Below are 20,760 nucleotides of genomic sequence, written 5' to 3' on the forward strand. Positions count from 1 at the left end.
GGGGCGTACGGACGGTGTTGTCGTCCTCGGGGGCTCAGCCCTTGACGGCTCCCTCCTCGACGCCCTGGAAGAAGAAGCGCTGGCAGACGGCGAACACCACGACGATCGGCAGGAAGGCGATCATGGTGCCGGCCGCGATCAGCCGGGGATTGGCGGAGAAGGTGCCGTTGAGGTACTGGAGCCCGACGGTCAGGGTGTACTTCTGCGGGTCGTTGAGCACGATCAGCGGCCAGAGGAAGTCGTCCCAGGCGCCGATGAAGGTGAAGATGACGATCACGCTGAGCATGCCGCACACGTTCGGCAGGCCGATGTGCCACAGCCGCTGCCAGACGTTGGCGCCGTCCACCAGTGCCGCCTGGTCGAGTTCGGCCGGTACGGCGGCGAAGGCGGTGCGCATCAGCAGGACGTTGAGCATGGCGATCGCCCCGGGCAGGGCCACGCCGGCCAGGGTGTCGGCCAGGCCGAGGCCGCGCACCAGCACGTACTGGGAGACGATGGTGACCTCGCCGGGCAGCACCAGGGTGGCCAGGAAGAGGCCGAGGAGCAGCCGGGCGCCGCGGAAGCGCAGCCGGGCGAGGGCGTAGCCGGCCAGGGTGCAGCCGACCACGTTGCCGGTGATGCAGACGGCGGCGACGGTCAGCGAGTTGAGGGCGTACGTCCACACCGGGATGGTGTCGGCGACGGTGCCGAAGTTGCCCAGGGTGGGCTGGTCGGGCAGGAAGCTCGGGGTGCGGGTGTAGACGTCCTCGGTGGGGCCCTTGAGGGCGGTGGACAGCTGCCAGAGGAAGGGGCCGATGACCAGCAGCAGGACGAGCAGCAGGAGCAGGTAGCGGGCGGCGGTCTGCCCACGGGAGGGGGTGTTGAAGCCGCGGGCGGGCCTGGTGCGGCGGGCGGGCTTGGTGCGGCGGGTGGGGCCGGAGCTGCGGGCGGGTTCGGGGCTGAGGGTGGGGTCGGAGCCGAGGGTGGTCACGGGTTCAGGCCGCCTTCCGGTTCAGCCGCATCAGGAACAGCATCGGGCCGAGGGTCACCACGAACAGCAGCAGGCTGAGCGCGGAGGCGTAGCCCAGGTGGCCGTTGAAGCCGCGGCTGTACATTTGGATCAGCATCACCACCGACATGTCGCGGCCGCCGGGGCCGCCCAGTCCGTTGGAGAGCACGTACAGCTCGGAGAAGACGCGCAGCGAACTCACCGAGATGAGCGCGGAGATGAGCACCATGGTCGGGCGCACCCCCGGCAGGGTGATGTGCCAGAAGCGGCGCAGCGGGCTCGCGCCGTCCACGGCCGCCGCCTCGTGCAGCTCGTGCGGGACGTTGGCGAGGGCGGAGAGGTAGATGACCATGTAGTAGCCGAGCCCCTTCCAGACGGTCAGGGCGATCGCGCTGAACAGCAGCAGCCAGCGGTCGGTGAGGAAGGGGACCGGGGAGTCGGCCAGGCCGCCCTCCTGGAGCAGGCCGTTGACCAGGCCCCGGTCGTCCAGCACCCAGCCCCAGATCAGCGCCACCACGACGGCGGAGGCGATCACCGGGGTGTAGAAGGCGGTGCGGAAGAAGGTGATGCCGGGGATCCGGCGCTGGACCAGCAGGGCGAGCAGCAGCGGCAGGACGGTCAGCAGGGGGAGGCAGACCAGCATGAACACGATGCTGTTGAGCAGGGCGTCGGCGAGCTGGGTGTCGTCCAGCAGCCGGCCGTAGTTCTCCAGGCCGGTGAACCGGCCGCCGCCGATGGGCTTGGCGTTGGTGAAGGAGAGGATCACCGTGTTGACGGCCGGCCAGAGGTTGAACACGGCCAGCCAGAGTATCGCGGGGCCGGCGAGCAGCCAGGGAGTGAACCAGCGCCGGTGGGTCATGCGGATGCCTTCCTGGGGCTGGGCCTTCCGGGGTCCGGGCGGTACGGGCCCCGGGAAAGGTACGAGACCCGGGGCGGCGGGTGTGGGGGAGGACCCGCCGCCTCGCCAGTGGGTGGGAACGGGACTGCGGGACTGCGGGACTTCGGGACTGCGGGACGTCGGGACTTCGGGACTGCAGGACAGCGGGACGTCGGGACTGCGGGGCGGCGGGGCGGCGTGGGGTCAGCCCTTGAGCAGCTTGTCGCACTGCTCCACGGCGGTGTCCAGGGCCTGCTTGGAGCTGCTCTGGCCGCTGATGGCGAGGGCGAACTGCTGCTTGACCACGGTGCCCATCGCGTCGTCCACCTCGACCGGCTGGATCAGCTCGGCCTTGGCGAGCGAGGTGAAGGCGATCACCTTGGCGTCGCCGGCGTTGGTGCCGTCGCTCTGGCTGAAGAACGGGTCGTTGGCGGAGGCCTTGGTGGACGGGAAGACGCTGGTCAGGTGGGCGAAGGCGGCCTGGTTCTCCGGGCTGGTGACCCAGCGGGCCAGGGCTACCGCGGCGGCCGGGTTCTTGGTGTTCTTCGGGATGGACAGGCCCTGGACGTACAGCGGCGGGGTGCCCATCGCGGGGGAGGGGACGACCTTGGGCGCCAGGGTGGGGTTGTCGGTGGCGAGGCTGGTGATGAAGTTGCCGCCGCCGGTGGTCCAGGCCGCGGTGCCGGCGCTGAACAGCTTGGAGTTGCCGGCGTAGGTGTCGGTGAGCACCCCGTTCGGCATCAGGCCCTCCTTGAAGGCGTCGCGGTACTTGTCGAGCAGTGCGGCGGCCTCCGGGGTGTTGAAGGTGAAGGACTTGCCGTCGTCGGCCATGATCTTGACGCCGATGTTGTAGAGGTCGCCGAGGCCGGGCTTGCGGCTCATCAGGTAGGCCTGGCCGCCCGACTTCTCCTTCATCACCCGGGCCTGGGCGATCAGCTCGTCCAGGCTGGTCGGGGGCTTCTTCGGGTCCAGGCCGTTCTTTGTGAGAAGGTCCGAACTCCAGTAGTTCACATCGGTGTTGAGGTACCAGGGGTAGCCGAAGGTGCCCTGGTAGCCGTGGTAGCGGTAGGCGTTCACGCCGCCGGCCACGTACTCGTCCGCGAGCTTGGGGTCGGCCTTGGCGACGTCCAGCAGGACGTCCTTCTTGGCCAGCGGGAAGGCGAAGTCCGGCGGGAGGTTGACCACGTCGGGCAGGGTGCCGGAGGCGGCCTGGCTGAGCACCTTGTCGGAGTAGCCCTCGCCGGGCTGGTCCAGCCACTCGACCTCGACGCCGGGGTACTTCTTCTTGAAGCCGTCGAGCACGCCCTGCATGTAGTCGGTGAACTTGGGCTTGAGCGCCCAGGTCTGGATCGAGACCTTGCCCTTGACCTCACCGGTGGCGGCCGCACTCGCCACGTTGTCGCTGCTCTTGGTGTCTCCGGAGCCGAGTCCGCAGCCGGTGAGGGCCGCCGCGGTGAGGGCCGTGCTGGTCAGTGCCGCCCAGATTCTTCGCATGAGGGTCTCCCGGTGGTCCTGGGTTCTGGGATGGGTGGTGGTGTTCAGAACCTGCTTAACTAAACCGGTCTAGCTCTGGCAGGGACTATGCTCCCGCCTAAACTTGACTGTCAAGAGAGGAGTCGGATCCTGTGGGCAGACCGACGATCGCCGACATCGCGCGCCAGGCCGGCGTCTCCAAGGGCGCGGTCTCCTTCGCGCTCAACGGCCGCCCCGGTGTCAGCGAGGCGACCAGGGACCGGATCCTGCGGGTCGCCGAGGAGATGAACTGGCGCCCGCACAGCGCCGCCCGCGCCCTCGGCGGCGCCCGCTCCGACGCCGTCGGCCTGGTGATCGCCCGCCCGGCCCGCACCATCGGCGTCGAGCCGTTCTTCAGCCAGCTGCTCTCCGGCCTCCAGGCCGTGCTCTCGGCCAGCTCGGTCGCCCTGCACCTGATGGTGGTCGAGGACACCGCCGCCGAGATGGAGGTCTACCGGCGCTGGGCCTCCGAGCACCGGGTGGACGGGTTCATCGTGGTGGACCTCCAGGTCAAGGACCCGCGGCTGCCCGTCCTGGACGAACTCGGGCTGCCCGCCGTCGTCCTGGGCGGGCCCGGCAAGGGCGGCAACCAGCTGCGGATCTGGGCCGACGACCGTGAGGCGATGCTCTCCATCGTCGACTACCTGGCCGCCATCGGGCACCGCCGGATCGCCCACCTCGCCGGGCTGCCGCACTTCCAGCACACCCAGCGCCGGATCCGCGCGCTGCGCGACGCCTCCCGCCGGCTCGGCCTGGAGGAGGCGCTGTCGGTGCCCACCGACTTCAGCGACGCCGAGGGCGCGGCGGCCACCCGCACCCTGCTCTCCCGGCCCGGGCGGCCCACCGCGATCGTCTACGACAGCGACGTGATGGCCGTCGCCGGGCTGGGCGTGGCCGGGGAGATGGGCGTCTCGGTGCCCGGGGAGCTGTCCATCGTCTCCTTCGACGACTCGGTGCTCGCCCGGATCGTCCACCCGCCGCTGACCGCGCTCAGCCGGGACACCTTCGCGCTCGGCGAGCAGGTCGCGCGCAGCCTGCTGGAGGCCCTGGACGGCGCCGGGCCCGGCCGGGACCTCCAGATGCCGACGCCCCGGCTGACCGTGCGGGAGTCCACCTCGCCGCCGGGCGGCGGTTCCTGACCCCGTCGGGTGGTTGTTGTCCGGGTCGTTGACACCCGTTCTGAACCGGTTTAGCCTCGCTGCGCCGAGAGGGTCCGCTCCTGCTGCCCGCTCCTCCGGCCTCCGGCTCCCCTCGGTTCAGCACCGGCACGCCCGCATGCGGCCGGCCCCCGTCCGCGACGGCGGGCCCGCCCCCACCCCTCCGTCCGATCGGAGCCCCCGCATGTCACGACGCCTACCCCTGCTGCTCAGCGCGGTCCTCGCGACGGCCGCACTCACGGCCACCCCCTCCGCCTGGGCCGCACCCTCCGCCTGGGCCGCACCCGTGACGGCCGCAGCGCCGCCGCCCGCAGCCACCGCCGGCCCCGGCAACCAGCCGTACGCCTCCTACTGGTACCCCAGCACCATCCTCAACTGGGACCCGGCCACCGACCCGGACGCCCGGTTCAACCGCTCCCGCGTCCCGCTCCAGCCGCGCACCAGCGACCCGGCCCTGGCCGCCAACCCCAACGCCCGCGCCGGGGAGGGGAAGATCGCCTCGCTGGTCTCCTTCGGCCCCACCTCCAACAACCCCTCCCAGGGCTCCGCCGACCCCAACTACTACGCCTTCGGCTACTGGCAGTACGTCGACAAGCTGGTGTTCTGGGGCGGTTCGGCCGGTGAGGGCCTGATCCTCGCGCCCAACCCGACCGTGATCGACGCCGCCCACCGCAACGGCGTCAAGGTCTACGGCACCGTCTTCTTCCCGCCCGCCGCGTACGGCGGCCAGCTCCAGTGGGTGCGCGACTTCGTCCAGAAGTCCGGCAGCCGCTACCCCGTCGCCGACAAGCTCGCCCAGGCCGCCCAGTACTACGGCTTCGACGGCTGGTTCATCAACCAGGAGACCGGCGGCGGTGATGCGGGCCTGGCCACCGAGCTGCGCGATCTGATGCAGTACACCAAGGCACAGAGCAGCACCGAGTTCATGTGGTACGACGCGATGACCAGCTCCGGCGCGGTCGACTGGCAGAATGCCCTCACCTCCGCCAACTCGCCGTTCCTGCAGGACGGTTCGAGGAGAACCTCGGACTCGATGTTCCTCAACTTCGGCTGGACGTCCGACGGCCTGGACTCCTCCCGCACCCTGGCCCGGCAACTCGGGCGCAGCGAGTACGAGTTGTACTCCGGTGTCGACACCGAGGCGAACGGCTACAACACCTCCGTCGACTGGAACACCCTCTTCCCGTCCGGGCAGCCGCACACCACCTCGCTCGGCCTCTACCGCCCCGAGTGGACCTGGAAGTCCGCCACCGACCGGGCCGACTTCTACGCCAAGGACGCCCGCTACTGGGTCGGTGCCGACAACGACCCGTCCAAGGTCGACCTCTCCTCCGGGTGGCCCGGCCTGGCGGGCTACGTCGCCGAGTCCTCGCCGATCACCGCCAAGCCCTTCGTCACCAACTTCGACACCGGCCAGGGCGACTTCTACAACGCGGCCGGCGCCCGGGTCGCCACCGGCGGCTGGAACAACCTCTCGCTGCAGGACGTCCCGCCGACCTACCGCTGGGTGGTCGACTCCGCCGGCAGCAAGCTCAGCCCGTCCGTCGACTTCACCGACGCCTACCAGGGCGGCTCCTCGCTGCGGCTGACCGGCACCCTGGACGCCACCAACACCGTCCGGCTCTACCAGACCCGCCTGCCGGTCGCCGCGAACAGCAAACTCGACCTGGTGGTCAAGACCCCGGCCGCCGGCCCGACCAAGCTCAAGGCCGCGGTCTCCTTCACCGACGCCCCGGGCAGCTTCACCACCGTGGACGTCGGCAGCAACACCGGGACGGGCTGGGAGCGGCACACCCTCGACCTCTCCCGGTACGCCGGCCGCACCATCGCCCAGCTCGCCCTCCAGGTCACCGGCAACGACCCGGCGTACGACCTGCGGGTCGGCCAAGTCGCCCTCTACGACGGATCGGTGGAGACCCCGGCCGCGCCGAGCGGGCTGACCGTCCTCGGTGCGAGTGATGTGACGGCCGGCGCGAGCCAGTCGCTGCGACTGTCCTGGACGGCGGCCCCCGGCGGCAACGTCCACCACTACGAGGTGTACCGGCGCAACCCGGACGGCAGCCGGACCTTCCTGGGGGCCACCCCCAACGACGCCTACTTCGTCGGGCGGCTGGACCGGGCGGGCACCGAGGCCGCCACCACGCTGGACGTGGAAGCGGTCTCCACCACCTACGGGCACTCGGCCGTCTCCTCCACCACCGTGGGCTGGAACGGCACCCCGCCGACGGGCTCGACGAACCTCGCGCTCAACCGCCCCGCCACCGCCTCCGGCCAGTGCAACGCCAACGAGGGCCCGGCCAAGGCCGTCAACGGCAGCGTCAGCGGCGGCACGAGTGACAAGTGGTGCACGCTGACGGCCGCCAAGTGGCTGGAGGTGGACCTCGGTTCGGCGAAGAAGCTGAACAGGTTCGTGGTCAAGCACGCCCAGGCGGGCGGCGAGAGCGCCGCGTACAACACCCGGGACTTCTCCGTCCAGGCCCGCGCGAAGAGCACCGACCCGTGGACGACGGTCGCCACCGTGACCGGCAACACCGCGGGCACCACCACCCACCCGGTGGACACCACCGCCCGCTACGTCCGGCTGGTCGTCACCAAGCCGACCCAGAACGGCGATCCGGCCGCCCGCATCTACGAGTTCGAGGCCTGGGGCCAGTAGGCGTCCGTACCGCGTAGGCCTCCGTACCGAAAGGACCACCCCCGTGCCGGTCACCACCATCACCGCCGTAGAGAGCACCGACCTGTTCGTCGGCCCCGAGGAGGCCCCGCGCCAGATCCTGCGGGTCACGGTCGAGGGGCCGGCCGCCCCGATCACCGTCAGTGGGACGGGCGTCCGCGGCGAGGCGAGCGGCACGGGGCTGGTTGACGTCCCCCTGGAGATCACCGGAGCGGCCGTCGGCGCCCAACTGACCGTCACCGTAAGGGCGGAGACGAGCGAGGCGACCGGCGTCGTCGAGGTCGCCGAGCCCGGCTGGACGATGTTCCTGGTCTCCCACTTCCACTACGACCCGGTCTGGTGGAACACCCAGGCCGCCTACACCTCGCCGTGGGAGCTGCTCGGCGCCGACGCCACCACCCGGCCGCTCTGGGAGCGCAACGGCTTCGCCCTCGTCGACGCCCACCTCGACCTGGCCCTGCGGGATCCGGTGTACAAGTTCGTGCTGGCCGAGGTCGACTACCTGAAACCGTACTTCGACCAGCACCCGGAGCGGCGCGCGGTGCTCCGGACACTGCTGGAGCGCGGGCAGGTCGAGCTCGTCGGCGGCACCTACAACGAGCCCAACACCAACCTCACCGGCGCCGAGACGACCATCCGCAACATCGTCCACGGCATCGGCTACCAGCGCGACATCCTCGGCGGCGACCCGCAAACCGCCTGGCAGCTCGACGTGTTCGGGCACGACCCGCAGTTCCCCGGCCACCTCGCCGCGGCCGGCCTCACCGGCAGCGCCTGGGCCCGCGGGCCGTTCCACCAGTGGGGCCCGATCCAGAAGAACTTCCGCCAGGGCAAGGACGACGCCCGGGTGATGCAGTTCCCCAGCGAGTTCGAGTGGATCGCGCCCGGCGGGGAGGGCGTGCTCACCCACTACATGCCGCACCACTACTCGGCCGGCTGGTGGATGGACTCCTCGCCCGACCTCGCCACCGCCGAACAGGCCGTGTACGAGCTGTACCGCAAGCTCAAGCCGGTCGGGGCGACCAGGAACCTGCTGCTGCCGGTGGGCACGGACTACACCCCGCCGAACAAGTGGGTCACCGCGATCCACCGCTCCTGGGCCGAGAAGTACCTGTGGCCGCGCTTCGTCTGCGCCACCCCGCGGGACTTCCTGGACGCCGTCCGGGCCGAACTCGCCACCACCGGGCGCCGACCCAGCCCGCAGACCCGCGACATGAACCCGGTGTACACCGGCAAGGACGTCTCCTACATCGACACCAAGCAGGCCCAGCGGGCGGGCGAGGTCGCGGCGGTGGACGCGGAGAAGCTCGCCGCGCTGGCCGTCGTCAACGGGCTCGGGGCCTACCCCGCTGCCGTGCTCGACAAGGTGTGGCGCCAACTCGCCTACGGGGCGCACCACGACGCGATCACGGGGAGCGAGTCGGACCAGGTGTACCTGGACCTGCTGGGCGGCTGGCGGGAGGCGTACGACCTGGCCACGGCCGTCCGGGACGCGGCGCTGGACGCGCTGACGGCGCGGATCGCCACGGCGGGCGTCGGTTCGGCGGGAGCGGAGGCGGGGGCCTCGGTCGTGGTGACCAATACGCTGTCCTTCGACCGGACGGACCTGGTGTCGGTCGAACTCCCCTCCGGTGCCGGGCCGGTGCGGGTCCTGGACGAGGCCGGCGCGCCGGCGCCGAGCGCCGTCGACCGGGGCGTGCTGCGGTTCCTGGCCGCCGACGTGCCCGCGCTCGGCTGGCGCACCTGGCGGCTGGTTGGCGGTGAGCCCTCGGCACCGGCCTGGGTCGAGGCCGAGGGTGCGGTGATCGCCAACGAGCGGTACCGGGTGATGGCCGACCCGGCGCGTGGCGGCGGGCTCCGCTCGGTCTACGACCTGCTGCACGAACGGGAGTTGATCCAGGAGGGCCGGATCGGCAACGAACTGCGGGTGTACGAGGAGTACCCGCAGCACCCGGACTTCGGCGAGGGCCCGTGGCACCTGGTGCCGAGCGGGCCGGTGGTCGGCTCCGGGGATCGCACCGGTTCCGTGCGCCGCGAGACCGGCCCGCTCGGCGAGCGGCTGGTGATCGGCGGGACGGTCGACGGCCTGCGCTACGAGCAGACGGTCACGCTGTGGCGCGGGCTGGACCGGGTCGACTGCCGTACCAGGGTGGTCGACTACTCCGGCGCCGACCGGCTGTTGCGACTGCGCTTCCCGGTGGACGTCCCCGGCGGGCTGCCGGTCAGCGAGGTCGCCGGGGCGGTCGTCGGGCGCGGCTTCGCGCTGCCGGACGTGGACTCGGCGGAGGCGCCGTGGACGCTGGACAACCCGGCCAACACCTGGTTCGGGCTGGGCGCCACCGCACGGGTGGAGCTCACCGACCCGGCGGGGGCGGTCACCGGCTCGCGCGCGCTCGGCGTGGCCGAGGTGGTGGTGCCGACCTTGGACGCGGCCGCCGACGCCCGCCCGCTGGTGGTCGCACTCGCCCGGGTCGGGGTCACCGCCACCACCTCGGGGGCGGACTGGGCGCGGTACGGCTGGCTGGACGTCGACTCCAACCTGCCGGACTTCCGGATCATCGTCGGCGGGCCGGAAGTCAACGACGCGGCAAGGGAGTTGATCGAGCGCTCGGGCGAGGAGTACGCGGCCGTGCTCAAGGCGCACGGCGCGGTGTGGGTGCCCGCGCTGACACCGCTCGCCGAGGTGTGGCGGCCGGACGCGGACCTGCGGGACCTGCGCTCCCTGCCCGCACTGGTGGTCGCCGATGTGCCGGCCCTGGTGGACGACCTCGCCGACGCCCGGATCACCGCCGTCTGCCCGGTGCCGGTCTCGGACGAACTCGCCGACCACACCGTGGCGTTGCTCAGCTTCGGCCTGCCCGGCTTCGCGGTGGACACCACCGGGGCGCTGCACCTGTCGCTGATGCGCTCCTGCACCGGCTGGCCGTCCGGGGTGTGGATCGACCCGCCCCGGCGCACCCTGCCCGACGGAGCCTCCTTCCAACTCCAGCACTGGACGCATGAGTTCAGCTACGCGCTGGTGGGCGGCGACGGCGACTGGCGGACGCAGACGCTGCCCGCGCAGGGTCAGGAGTTCAACCACCCGCTGTACGCGCGGATCGTGGCCGCACCGCAGGACGGGCCGCTGCCCGCCACCCTGTCCTGGCTGCGGGTCGAGCCGCAGCGCGAGGTGCTGCTCGGCGCGCTCAAGCCGGCCGGGAACCCGATCGCCCACGGCTCGGCGGCGCCCGTCCGGCCCGAGCTGACCGTGCGGCTGGTCGAATCCACCGGCCTCGGGCGGACGGCCGGGCTGGGTGGTGCACTCGGCCTGACCGATCTGCGGGCGGCCGACCTGCTGGAGCGCCCGCAGGGCCCGGCCGGGCTCGACCTGCCCGGCTCGGCCATCGCCACCCTGCTCGCCTCGCCCGGCGTCTCGGCCCGGCCCGGGGGCGCGGTGCTCGGCCCGGTCGCCGAACCCGCCCAGCCCGTCCACGCCCGCTACTGGCTGCACAACCGGGGCCCGGCGCCGCTCGGCTACCTGCCGGTGTCGGTCGGTGCCTCGCCCGGGCTGCTGCGGACGGCGGGGGAGCCGGTGACGCTCTCGGTCGCCCTCTCCTCCCAGCTGCGGGACGCCGCCGTCGAGGGCACGGCCGTGGTGCTGCCGCCGGAGGGCTGGGCGACCAGCCTCGGCAGCCGCCCGTACCGGCTCGCCCCCGACGGCCACCTGCGCTTCCCGGTCACCCTCACCCCGCCGGCGGACGCCCGGCCCGGGCTGCACTTCGCCGCCGTCCGGATCGAGCACGACGGGCAGCAGGTCGAGGACGTGGTCACCATCGCCGTCGGCGACCTCCCCGAGCTGCTGCCCGCCCCCGGGGACGCGCCCGAGGACTGGACGGCCGCCCAGGGCACCAAGGCGGTGACCGGCCGGGACACCGGGCTGTCCGTGGAGGCGTCGCACCAGACCCTGCGCGTGGCCCCCGGCGGGCGGGGCGTGCTCGGGCTCACCCTCACCAACCGGACGCGCGGCGAGATCCGGGGCGAGCTGCAACTGGTCTCGCCCTGGGGGACGTGGGAGGCCATCGCCGACCCGGTGCGCGGGTTCACCGTCCCGGCCGACTCGGCCGTCACCGTCGACTTCGCCGTCACCGCCCCCGAGTCGCTCGACCCGGGCGCGTACTGGGCCCTCGCCAAGGTCATGTGGTTCGGCCGCTGCCAGTACGCCCCCACCGTCGCCCTGGTGGTGGAGGCATGACCCTCGGCCTGCTCGACGGACGTCCGCTCCCGCGCACCACCCTCGACGCCCGGCTCGCCGCCCTGCGCGGCGGCCCGCGCTCCAGCGCCCTTCCCCTGCCCGGCAGTTCGGAGGACCGCCAGCTCACCCGGTGGGTCGCCCAGGTGCTGCTGACCGAGGCCCTCTGCGAGACGGTGGCCGCCGAACGCGGCCTGCCCGTCTCCGGGGACGGCCCGGCCCGGCTCGACCAACAGGCCGCCGTCGAGCTCGGCTCCATCACGGCGGCCGCCTACGAGGGCAGCGCGGCGGTCCGCGCCGTCTACGCGGCTGTGACCGCCGACATCGAGCCGTCCGCCGCCGACCTCGCCCACTACCGCACCCTGACCGCCCGCCCACCGGCCACCCGCTGGCACCTCGCCCTCCCCGACGGCGCCTTCGAGGCTGACCCCGACACCCTCCCGGAGGCCCTGGCCGAGGCGCTCCGCGCAGCCCCACCGGGCGAGTGGGTCACCGTCGGCCCCTGGACGGCGATGCTCCTCGCCACCCTCACCGCCCCGCAGAACCCCGACCCCACCCCGGCCCTCCGCGAGGCCGCCCGCCGCGCGGAGTTCGTCCGCTGGCTCGACCACGAACGCGCCCAACGCCTCACCCTGGTACCGGGATTGGAGCACCCCGGCGACCCGGCCCAACCCGACAACCACCACCGCCACTGACCCGCCGGGTCGAAGCCCCTGCCGCGCCCGGCCCCGGGGCGCGGCAGGGGGGTGGCTTCGTTAGGCTGCCGCCATGATTCGTGCAGTGGTGTTCGACGTCGGCGAGTGCTTGGTGGACGAAACCCGGGAGTACGGCACCTGGGCGGATTGGCTGGGCGTGCCTCGGCACACCTTCGTCGCGCAGTTCGGCGCCGTGATCGCGGAGGGCCGCGACTACCGCGAGACGTTCCAGGTCTTCCGGCCCGGATTCGACCTGTACGAGGAGCGCGAGAAGCGGGCGGCGGCCGGTCAGCCCGAGACGTTCGGCGAGGACGACCTGTATCCCGACGTCCGACCGGCCCTCGCACGGTTGAGGGCGGAGGGCCTCTGGCTCGCGATCGCGGGCAACCAGACGGTGCGGGCCGGCGCGATCCTGCGCCGGCTGTTCACGGACGACGTCGACCTGATCGGCACCTCCGACGACTGGGGCGCGAGCAAGCCGGATCCGGCGTTCTTCGAGCGCGTCGCGAAAGCGGTCCCGGCGCGACCGGAGGAGATCCTCTACGTCGGCGACCGCCTCGACAACGACGTACTTCCGGCTGCCCGGGCCGGGATGTGCACCGCACTGATCCGTCGGGGGCCGTGGGGCTGGATCCAGCAGCACGACCCCGCAGCCGATCGGGCGACCTTCCGGATCGACTCGCTCAGCGAGCTGGCGGAGCTGATCGCGAAGGCTAACGCTGGAGTGAACTGAGCGTTGCCGCCCAGGAGTAGAGGCGGTCGTCGACGCGCCGGACCGAGTCAGAGTCCTGCCAGCTCGCGAGCGCCCGGCGGGCCTCTCGGATGCGCTCCATTCCGGTGGCGTACCAGGTCGCGCCCAGCTGATCGAGTGCCTGCTCCAGCAGAGCGCAGGCCGCATCAGGCCGTCGAGCGGCGGCCTCGACGGCTGCGAGGTCGCCGAGAACCACCACTCGCTGCTTGCCGGCCGTCTCGGGCAGATCCGCGAGCACCGCCTCAAGGGTGGTTCGGGCCTGGGGGATCAGGCCGGCTGCCAGCTCCGTGTTTCCCTTGAAGGCTGCCAGCCGGGTGGACGAGAACCAGGTGAACCACTCGGGGCTGCGGTGCTCGCCGCCCGTGCTCATGGTCTCCTCCGCCCGGCGCAGGATCGTCAGCGCTTGCCGGTGGTCGCCGCAGCGGGTCAGGCATTCCGCCTCCACGGCGTCGAGCCACGCCAGCAGCTCTGCCGAGGCGGGTCCCCGCCGGGCGTACGTGCGGGCAGCCCGCATCCGCTCGGCGGTGTCCTCGCGGTGCCCCGCCCAGCCCGGGACGAACGCGGAGTGCCCGAGGACGGCCGCGCCGAGCAGCGGGTCATCGGCCTCACCTGCGGCTTGCAGGGCACGTACGAACGTGGCATCGGCGACCTCCGGCTGGCGGAGGTCGAAGAACTGGATCCGGCCCGCGAGGAGAAGGCTCTCCGCGAGGGCGGACGCGAGCACCCTTCGGGCGATGCCGTCGGTCTCGGCCAGCAGAGCCGCACCCAGGTTGGCGTGCTCGGCGACCGCCTGGTGCAGCGTGGCCGGCGGAACGCTCCAGTAGAGGCGTCGATGGGCCTCGGTGACCGCAGCGAAGTCCGCACCCACGGTCGGTGGCTGCGTCGCGGATGCAGCGGCCGGCCTCGGCAGCGCATGGGCGGCCGAAGGGCGACGGCCCGTGAGCGGCCGGGCCCCGTCCGGCCCCGGCCGGACGCTGTCGTCCCACGGCGCCCGGAACCCGAGGTCCTCGATCGGCAGGCGCAGGACGTAGGTGAGAAGCTGCTGGTGGTCATCGCGCGGCCAGGGCGGGTTGGGAGACTCCCACCGCCCGATCTGTTTGCGACTGACGACGATCTCCCCAAGGCCGAGCTGGCGGGCTGCGTCATGCAGGGCGGATGCGAGCGCCTGTTGGCTGGAGAGGCCGCGAGCCTGGCGGGCGGCCTTGAGGGCGGTGTTGCCGATGGACCGGGGCATGATGTCCTCCGAGCTGCTGATGCCACATCAACCATACGGCTGGCAGGGACGCATGCAAGACTCTCACTCGCCTCGTGAACGGTGAAAGGCTCTCAAAAGTCCCCCAGAGGTCGCACCAAGGGGGTTCAGGGGGCCTGGGTGAGAGCCGACGATTCCTACATCACCGCCTGGCGCGGAGCGACTACGGAATGTGGGATCACATGCCTGACATGGCACATCGAGGGCTCATCGTCAGCCCGCTCAAGACAGCTCGATTCCCCGTGCCGTTGGAGTGGGGTGTGCCGCCGGACGGTGCGGCGGTCCCGCCGGCACGGAGGTTGGTGTTGGAGATCGCGCGCGTCTGGGGCATGCCGTTCTCCGCAGAAGCACTACAAGAACTGGAGCTCTGCGCGAGTGAGGTGATCGCGAACGCGATGGAGCACGCGAAGGCGAGGTGCACGGTGACCGTTCGCCGAGTCGGCGAACGGCTGCGAGTCGAGGTCGAGGATCCCGTCCCGAACTTCGAACGCTGTGCAGCGGACCCGGAATCGACCAGTGGACGTGGGTTGATGCTGGTTGAGGCGCTTGCCGACGCTTGGGGCTGGCACCCGGCGGGGGAGGGCAAGGTCGTGTGGTTCGAGATCCTGGGAGCGTGTGAGGCGCAGGACCTCACGCACGGTTGGGGCTCGGCGTACGACCTCCTTTCGCCGCGGTCGGTGGCGTGATGCCCCCGCCGCCCAGGCGGTCCGCCGCGCCTCCGCCGGTGACACCTGAACTCGTCTGCACTTTCAGTGCGATGAGAAGTGCTGTCACTGCTGCCAGGCCGATGCGGTGGGCCCGTCTTCGCTGTCGGGGTGGTGGCCGGGTTCGTCGCAGGCCGAGATCGCTGGACGACACCGGTGGCGACGTATGGGCGATCGGGGAGCGCGGTTGCCGGCCCGCCGAGCAGTGTGCTCGGCGGGCCGGTGCGACTGTGACCACCCGCTGGCACCCCGGGAAGCCGCACGAAGGGCGGAGTTCGTCCGCTGGCTCGACCACGAACGGGCCCGACGCCTCACCCTGGTCGAGGGATTGGAGCACCCCGGCGACCCGGCCCAACCCGACAACCACCACCGCCACTGACCCGCCGGATCGAAGCCCCTGCCGCGCCCGGCCCCGGGGCGCGGCAGGGGGGTGGCTTCGTTAGGCTGCCGCCATGATTCGTGCAGTGGTGTTCGACCGGGCGACTTTCCGGATCGACTCGCTCAGCGAGCTGGCGGAGTTGATCGCGAAGGCCAACGCTGGAGTGAACTGAGCGTTGCCGGCCAGGAGGACCCTGAACCGAAGTCCGTCGCGCGAGTGCGTGTGTCGGGCCCGCCTACTCCCCGGCCCGAGCCCAGAGCCCGGCCAGGTGCGCGTGCAGGAGTTCCTCGGCCTCCGCCGCCGTGCGGTGGCCGACCAGCATGTGTCCGGTGAGTCCGTCGGCGAGGGCGAGCAGGGTGCGGGCCTCGCGCCGGGCGCCTTCGGCGTCGACGCCCGTCTCCTCGACCAGTCGGGCCAGCAGCCCTTCCAGGCCCGTGTAGCTGTTCCGGAGGCCGGCCGCCAGTGCCGGGTTGACGGCGGCCGCGGCGAGGAAGGCCAGCCAGATCCGTGCCTCCGCCCGGCGTTCGTCGCCCAGCAGCGCGACCTCGCCGACCACGTGGCCCACCGTGCTCGCGGCGGACTGTGCGGGGCTGCCCAGCACCCGGCCGTGTGCCCGTTCGGTGACGCGTTCGCCGATGTGGCCGAGGGCGAACTGCAGCATCCCCTCCTTGGTGCGGAAGCAGCGTTGGACGGCGCCCACCGAGACCTCGGCGCGGACGGCGACGTCCCGCAGGGTGACGCCCTCCAGCCCCTGTGCGTCGATCAGCGCGCACACCGCCTCGGCGATCCGTCGACGCCGCTCCTCGTGGTCCACCTGCTTGGGCATCCGCCACTCGCCTCCCAACCCGTTGTCCCGCCATCCCGTTATTCCGATGCGATCGTATCGGTTCCCCGGCTAAGGTCCCGATACAACCGCATCGGAACACGTCAGGAGAGCCCCCATGTGGAAACTCCCCGCCGCCGCCATCGCCGCCGCCGTCCGCAGCGGCGAGGTGTCCGCGCTCGAGGTGGTGGACGCCCACCTCGCCCGCATCGCCGAGGTCAACCCGCACGTCAACGCCGTCACCCAGGTCCTCGCCGACCGCGCCCGCGCCGCCGCCCGGGAGACCGACCGGCTCCGCGCCACCGGCGAGCAGCTCGGCCCGCTCGCCGGGGTGCCGTTCACGGTCAAGGAGTGCACCCGCATCGAGGGCGTCCCGACCACCTTCGGTACCCCGCGCTTCCGCGGGCTCACGGCTCCCGCCGACGCCATCCCGGTCGCCCGGCTGCGCGCCGCCGGGGCGATCCCGATCGGGCACAGCAACCTGCCCACCCTGATCCTGGCCGGGATGCACACCCGCAGCGAGCTGTACGGCGACACCCGCAACCCGTGGGACGCCACCCGCACCCCCGGCGGCAGCAGCGGCGGGGACGGTGCGGCGGTGGCCACCGGCATGGCCGCGCTCGGGCTCGGCAACGACTCCGGCGGCTCGCTCCGGATCCCGGCCGCCTTCTGCGGCGTCGCCGCGCTCAAGCCGACCACCGGCCGGTTCGCCGCCGACCAGCGCATGCTGGGCCCGGACGACCCCGGACCGGCCTCCCAACTGCTCGTCACCGACGGCCCGTTGGCGCGTACGGTGGCCGACCTGCGGCTCGCCTACGAGACCCTGGCCGGCCCCGACCCCCGGGACCCGCGCGCCGTACCCGCACCGCTGTACGGTGACCCGCTCGACGGCAAGCCCAAGGTCGCCGTCGTCGCCGACCCGGGCAGCCACGGTGTCCACCCCACCGTCCGCCGCGCCGTCGAGGCCGCCGCCGAGGCCCTGCGCGACGCCGGGTACGAGGTCCGCGAGGTCCCCGACGTCCCCCGGCTGGACGAGGCCCTGGACGCCTACCTCCGGCTCACCCACACCGAGTTCGCCCCCAGTTGGCCCGCCGTACGGCAGTTGCTGGGCGAGGGCGGTGACCGCTTCATCGAGCTGGCCATGCGCAGCGCCCCGCCCGTCGACGCCCCTGGGCTGATCGCTCTGATGGGCACCTGGATGAACATCCGCCGCTCCTGGACGGAGTTCCTCGACGAGTACCCGCTGCTGCTGGGCCCGGTCTTCACCGAGCCGCCGGTCGAACCGGGTCTGGAGTCCCGGGACCAGGCGGGCCGGGACCGGTTCGGCGCGGCCAGGCGGCTCTGCTCGGTCACCAGCTTCGTCGGCGTCCCGGCCGTCGCCGTCCCCACTGGACTGGACGCCGACGGTCTGCCCACCGGCGTGCAACTCGTCGGGCGGCCGTTCCGCGAGGATCTCTGCCTGGCCGCCGCCCAGAACGTCGAGGACCGCCTCGGCACCCTCACCCCGATCGACCCGCGGCCCTGAAGCGGCCGGGCCCCACCCGGGGGCCCAGCCGCCTACCGCCTGCTGCCAACCGCAGCTAGGTCGGCCTCCACCACGGAGGCGCCGACACACAGCACCATGCAGTCTCGTCGAATGGTTCGACCCTACTGGCCGACAGCCTCAGCGGGCGCGGCGCTGAGGAGCGCCGAGGTGGGTGAGGACGGCTAGGACGCGCCGGTCGCCGCTGTCCTCGGGCGGGAGGTCGAGTTTCAGGAAGATGTTCCCGACGTGCTTGTGCACGGCCCGCTCGGTGACCACGAGGCGATCGGCGATCTCGGAGTTCCCGTACCCCTGGGCCATCAGCGCGAGGACCTCGCGTTCGCGCTCGGTGAGCCGGGACAGCGGGTCGGTGCGCGTCGCGAGCAGCTGCCGGACCACGTCCGGGTCCAGCGCCGTGCCGCCGGCCGCCACCCGGTGGAGCGCGTCGAGGAAGTCGTCGACGCGGGCGACCCGGTCCTTGAGCAGGTAGCCGACGCCGGTGCCGTCGGCGAGCAGCTCCCGGGCGTAGGTGTCCTCGACGTACTGGGAGAGTACGAGGATCGGCAGCCCCGGGACGCGTTCCCGGGCGTGCATCGCGGCCCTGATGCCCTCGTTGGTGAAGGAGGGTGGGAGCCGGACGTCCACCACGGCCACGTCCGGCCGGTGGGTGACGGCGGCCGTCAGGAAGGACCCGGCGTCCCCGGTAGTCGCCAGCACCTGGTTCCCCACGGCCTCCAGCAGGGCGGTGAGCCCCTGCGCGAGCAGCGCGTTGTCCTCGGCGATCACGATCCGCACGGGCACTCCACGGTGATCACGGTGGGGCCGCCGGCCGGGCTCCGGACCAGCAGGACGCCGTCGACCGCCTCGACGCGCTGCCGCACGCCGCGCAGTCCGGTGCCCTGTGGTCCGGTACCGCCGCCGCCCTCGGTCGCGCCGCCTCGACCGTTGTCGGTGATCTCCGCCCGCAGGGTGGCGCCCGTCCTGGTCAGGGTGACGGTCACGGCGCCGGCGTCGGCGTGCTTGGCCGCGTTGGTGAGTGCCTCGGTGACGGCGAAGTACACGGCGACCTCGATCTGGGCCGGTACGTCGCCGAGTTCACCGACCTCCAGGGTGGCGGGCACCGGGCAGCGGGCGACGACCGCCGAGACCGCGCCGGCCAGGCCCCGGTCGGCGAGGACCGGCGGGTAGACGGAACGCAGCACGTCGCGCAGCTCGGCCATCGCCTCCTCGGCGCCCTCCCTGGCCCGGGTCAGCAGCGGGCCCACCGCGGCGGGGTCGGAGCCCAGCGTCCGTTCGGCGAGGCCGAGTTGCATGGCGAGGGTGACCAGCCGGGCCTGGGTGCCGTCGTGCAGGTCCCGCTCGATGCGGCGCAGCTCGTTGCCGTGCGCGACGATCGCGCCGGCGCGGGTCCGGTCCAGCGTGGACACGCGCTCGGCGAGGACCGCGGCGGTCGAGGGGGCGAGCAGCCACCGGCTCAGCGCGGCCGCCGTCCTGGCGAGCAGGGGCGGGCCGAACAGGGCGAGCAGCACGCTCAGCAGGAACTGGGGAACCCCGGCGTAGAACGCGGACCCCCAGCTGTCGACCGGGACGTTCAGGATCGGCCGGATCGGATCGTCGGCGGGGAACAGCCACCACAGGGCGATGAGCGCGAGCACGACCGCCGGGAACAGGAACAGCGCCGTGCCGAGCAGCCCGAGCACGGTGCCGGCGACCGCCATGACGACCGCCCAGCGCAGGTCACGGCCGGTCGCCGGGTCGGCGAGGACCGCCGCCAGGCGCCTTCGCGGGTGCGGTCCGGCCGGTGCCGTGGAGCGGGCGGTCGAGCGGGTGGTCGAGCTCGTCGTGGAGCGCGCCGCGGAGCGTCCCAGCAGGGCGCGTTCGCCGTCGGCCAGCCACCGCAGCAGCCGGAGCTCGGGCGGCAGGACGAGCAGGCCCACGCCGACCAGGCAGAGCGCCGCCGAGTACAGGAGGACGGGCACCAGCACGAGCAAGGCCAGTCCGCGGACGAACACCGCAGCACAGTACCCGGCGGCGCGGGCCGAACGCGCAGCGCCCGCCCGCGTCGCGCGTGTCACCCGCGACGCCCGCTTCGTCATCGAAGTGTCGTTCACGGCGGCCAGTCTCCCCTCCTCGGGCTCCCGGCGCAGTGGAGCGTGCTACACCATCGGTCGACGCGCCTGCACGATCGTCCCGGCCCGCTCGCGGTTCGTAGCGTCACGGCCATGAAACGCATGAAACACCTGGAACGAACGGACACTTCGGGCGGCTCACGCACCGAGCTGGTGCTCTTCCTGACGATCAGCTTCGTCGGCGCCTGGATCACCATGATCCCGCTCTGGCTGGACGGACTCCGCCGGACGAGCGCCGCGCAGGGGACGCCACGGCTGGCGGCGGTGTGCATGGTCCTGATGATGCTGGTGCCGGCCCTGACCGCCTTCGGCCTCACCGTGCGCGGCCGGGGCCCGCGCCAGGCCCTGCGGCTGCTCGGGCTCACCCGGTCCACCCCCTGGCGGCACGAACTCCGTTCCGTCTCCGTCGCGTTGGCGATCCCGCTCGGCCTCACCGCGGCCGGCCTGAGCGTCGCCACGCTCGCGGGCTGGTACACCCCCGCGCACCTGCCCGGGCCCGGCACGGTCGTGCCGCTGGTGCTGAGCGCGCTGGTGTCCGTACCGCTGTACTTCGGCGAGGAACTCGGCTGGCAGGGCTACCTGTTGCCCCGGATGCTGCGGTACGGCCGGACCCGCGGACTGCTGATCGGCGGCGCGATCTGGGGCGCCTGGCACGTCCCGATGACGGCGCTCGGCGGGAGCTACCCCGGCCATTCGGTACTGCTGGGCATACCCGTCGCGGTGGTGACGGCCATGCTGCTCGGTACGGTCATCGCCTCCATCCGGTTGTCGACCGGGTCGGTGTGGGCGGCCGTCGCTGCGCACCTGTCGCTCAACGAGTTCACGCTGCCGCTGACCCGCGAGGTCTCGGGCCGCATCGTCGACCCGCTGCTCGCCGGCCCGTTGAGCATCTCGACCTGGCCGGTGACCGCCCTCGTGGTAGTGGCCGGCTGGCTGGCCCACCGGCGGAGTGCCGGCCAGGGCGGCCGGGTGTTGCGGAACGGGCACCTCCGTTGAGCGGCGTCGGGCGGTGCGACATGATCGAGGTCCGCCCGATTCCCTGGAGGTACGACGTGACACGGCCCGAGCT

Annotated in this window: 15 protein-coding genes; 8 read left to right on the top strand and 7 right to left on the bottom strand. The window is 72.6% G+C overall.

The features are described from left to right. Positions 1-34: 34 nt before the first annotated feature. From AB0F71_RS19185 to AB0F71_RS19195, 3 genes are all read right to left on the bottom strand, one after another. On the bottom strand, positions 35-970 hold the full coding sequence (locus tag AB0F71_RS19185) for a carbohydrate ABC transporter permease (protein WP_360235442.1): 936 nt from the start codon (positions 968-970) through the stop codon (positions 35-37). Between the two features lie 4 nt (positions 971-974). Next, positions 975-1,847: a sugar ABC transporter permease gene (locus AB0F71_RS19190; RefSeq protein WP_360235445.1), complete on the bottom strand. Its 873-nt coding sequence runs from the start codon at positions 1,845-1,847 to the stop codon at positions 975-977. A gap of 222 nt (positions 1,848-2,069) precedes the next feature. Further along, entirely contained in the window at positions 2,070-3,359 is a 1,290-nt protein-coding gene (locus tag AB0F71_RS19195; protein WP_360235448.1) for a sugar ABC transporter substrate-binding protein, read from the bottom strand. A 131-nt stretch (positions 3,360-3,490) separates the two neighbouring features. On the opposite strand from AB0F71_RS19195, the gene AB0F71_RS19200 reads away from it, so the two are divergent. The 5 genes from AB0F71_RS19200 (at position 3,491) to AB0F71_RS19220 (ending at position 12,864) form a co-directional block, all read left to right on the top strand. Next, entirely contained in the window at positions 3,491-4,516 is a 1,026-nt protein-coding gene (locus AB0F71_RS19200) for a LacI family DNA-binding transcriptional regulator (protein WP_360235451.1), read from the top strand. Positions 4,517-4,718: 202 nt separating this feature from the next. Further along, on the top strand, positions 4,719-7,190 hold the full coding sequence (locus tag AB0F71_RS19205) for a discoidin domain-containing protein (protein ID WP_360235454.1): 2,472 nt from the start codon (positions 4,719-4,721) through the stop codon (positions 7,188-7,190). A 43-nt stretch (positions 7,191-7,233) separates the two neighbouring features. After that, the gene (locus AB0F71_RS19210; protein WP_360235457.1) at positions 7,234-11,439 is read left to right on the top strand and encodes an NEW3 domain-containing protein; all 4,206 of its coding nucleotides are present in this window, start codon (positions 7,234-7,236) and stop codon (positions 11,437-11,439) included. Further along, positions 11,436-12,131 carry a hypothetical protein gene (locus AB0F71_RS19215; protein ID WP_360235460.1) on the top strand — a complete coding sequence of 232 codons (696 nt, stop codon included), beginning with the start codon at positions 11,436-11,438 and terminating at the stop codon, positions 12,129-12,131. Before AB0F71_RS19210 ends, AB0F71_RS19215 begins: the two co-directional genes overlap by 4 nt. 73 nt (positions 12,132-12,204) lie before the next feature. Then, positions 12,205-12,864: an HAD family hydrolase gene (locus AB0F71_RS19220; protein ID WP_360235463.1), complete on the top strand. Its 660-nt coding sequence runs from the start codon at positions 12,205-12,207 to the stop codon at positions 12,862-12,864. Here the strand turns inward: AB0F71_RS19220 and AB0F71_RS19225 are convergent. Further along, complete coding sequence (locus tag AB0F71_RS19225) at positions 12,845-14,116, bottom strand: transcriptional regulator (RefSeq protein WP_360235466.1); 1,272 nt, start codon at positions 14,114-14,116, stop codon at positions 12,845-12,847. The two genes, AB0F71_RS19220 and AB0F71_RS19225, sit on opposite strands and share 20 nt — an antisense overlap. 209 nt (positions 14,117-14,325) lie before the next feature. Here AB0F71_RS19225 and AB0F71_RS19230 point away from each other — a divergent pair, with 209 nt between their 5' ends. Beyond that, a complete protein-coding gene (locus AB0F71_RS19230; protein ID WP_360235605.1) occupies positions 14,326-14,820 on the top strand; it encodes an ATP-binding protein in 495 nt (164 codons plus the stop codon). Between the two features lie 632 nt (positions 14,821-15,452). On the opposite strand, the gene AB0F71_RS19235 is transcribed toward AB0F71_RS19230, so the two are convergent. Continuing rightward, entirely contained in the window at positions 15,453-16,043 is a 591-nt protein-coding gene (locus tag AB0F71_RS19235; RefSeq protein ID WP_360235469.1) for a TetR/AcrR family transcriptional regulator, read from the bottom strand. A gap of 115 nt (positions 16,044-16,158) precedes the next feature. Here AB0F71_RS19235 and AB0F71_RS19240 point away from each other — a divergent pair, with 115 nt between their 5' ends. Further along, positions 16,159-17,565 (top strand): amidase, encoded by a 1,407-nt coding sequence (locus AB0F71_RS19240; RefSeq protein ID WP_360235472.1) that lies wholly within the window; start codon positions 16,159-16,161, stop codon positions 17,563-17,565. A gap of 138 nt (positions 17,566-17,703) precedes the next feature. Here AB0F71_RS19240 and AB0F71_RS19245 read toward each other — a convergent pair whose 3' ends face one another. Beyond that, complete coding sequence (locus AB0F71_RS19245; protein ID WP_360235475.1) at positions 17,704-18,357, bottom strand: response regulator transcription factor; 654 nt, start codon at positions 18,355-18,357, stop codon at positions 17,704-17,706. Then, positions 18,345-19,574 carry a sensor domain-containing protein gene (locus AB0F71_RS19250; protein WP_360235478.1) on the bottom strand — a complete coding sequence of 410 codons (1,230 nt, stop codon included), beginning with the start codon at positions 19,572-19,574 and terminating at the stop codon, positions 18,345-18,347. The genes AB0F71_RS19245 and AB0F71_RS19250 overlap by 13 nt, the downstream gene beginning before the upstream one ends. 210 nt (positions 19,575-19,784) lie before the next feature. Between AB0F71_RS19250 and AB0F71_RS19255 the strand changes: the two genes are divergently transcribed. Then, positions 19,785-20,687: a type II CAAX endopeptidase family protein gene (locus AB0F71_RS19255; RefSeq protein WP_360235481.1), complete on the top strand. Its 903-nt coding sequence runs from the start codon at positions 19,785-19,787 to the stop codon at positions 20,685-20,687. The last annotated feature ends 73 nt before the right edge of the window (positions 20,688-20,760 follow it).

The sequence above is a fragment of the Kitasatospora sp. NPDC028055 genome (genome assembly GCF_040637885.1).
Classification (GTDB): Bacteria; Actinomycetota; Actinomycetes; order Streptomycetales; family Streptomycetaceae; genus Kitasatospora.

Coding starts and splice junctions, on each gene's coding strand:
- AB0F71_RS19225 (WP_360235466.1), bottom strand. CDS start 14,116: ATGCCCCGGTCCATCGGCAACACCGCCCTCAAGGCCGCCCGCCAGGCT.
- AB0F71_RS19230 (WP_360235605.1), top strand. CDS start 14,326: ATGGCACATCGAGGGCTCATCGTCAGCCCGCTCAAGACAGCTCGATTC.
- AB0F71_RS19215 (WP_360235460.1), top strand. CDS start 11,436: ATGACCCTCGGCCTGCTCGACGGACGTCCGCTCCCGCGCACCACCCTC.
- AB0F71_RS19195 (WP_360235448.1), bottom strand. CDS start 3,359: ATGCGAAGAATCTGGGCGGCACTGACCAGCACGGCCCTCACCGCGGCG.
- AB0F71_RS19255 (WP_360235481.1), top strand. CDS start 19,785: ATGAAACGCATGAAACACCTGGAACGAACGGACACTTCGGGCGGCTCA.
- AB0F71_RS19205 (WP_360235454.1), top strand. CDS start 4,719: ATGTCACGACGCCTACCCCTGCTGCTCAGCGCGGTCCTCGCGACGGCC.
- AB0F71_RS19235 (WP_360235469.1), bottom strand. CDS start 16,043: ATGCCCAAGCAGGTGGACCACGAGGAGCGGCGTCGACGGATCGCCGAG.
- AB0F71_RS19220 (WP_360235463.1), top strand. CDS start 12,205: ATGATTCGTGCAGTGGTGTTCGACGTCGGCGAGTGCTTGGTGGACGAA.
- AB0F71_RS19190 (WP_360235445.1), bottom strand. CDS start 1,847: ATGACCCACCGGCGCTGGTTCACTCCCTGGCTGCTCGCCGGCCCCGCG.
- AB0F71_RS19240 (WP_360235472.1), top strand. CDS start 16,159: ATGTGGAAACTCCCCGCCGCCGCCATCGCCGCCGCCGTCCGCAGCGGC.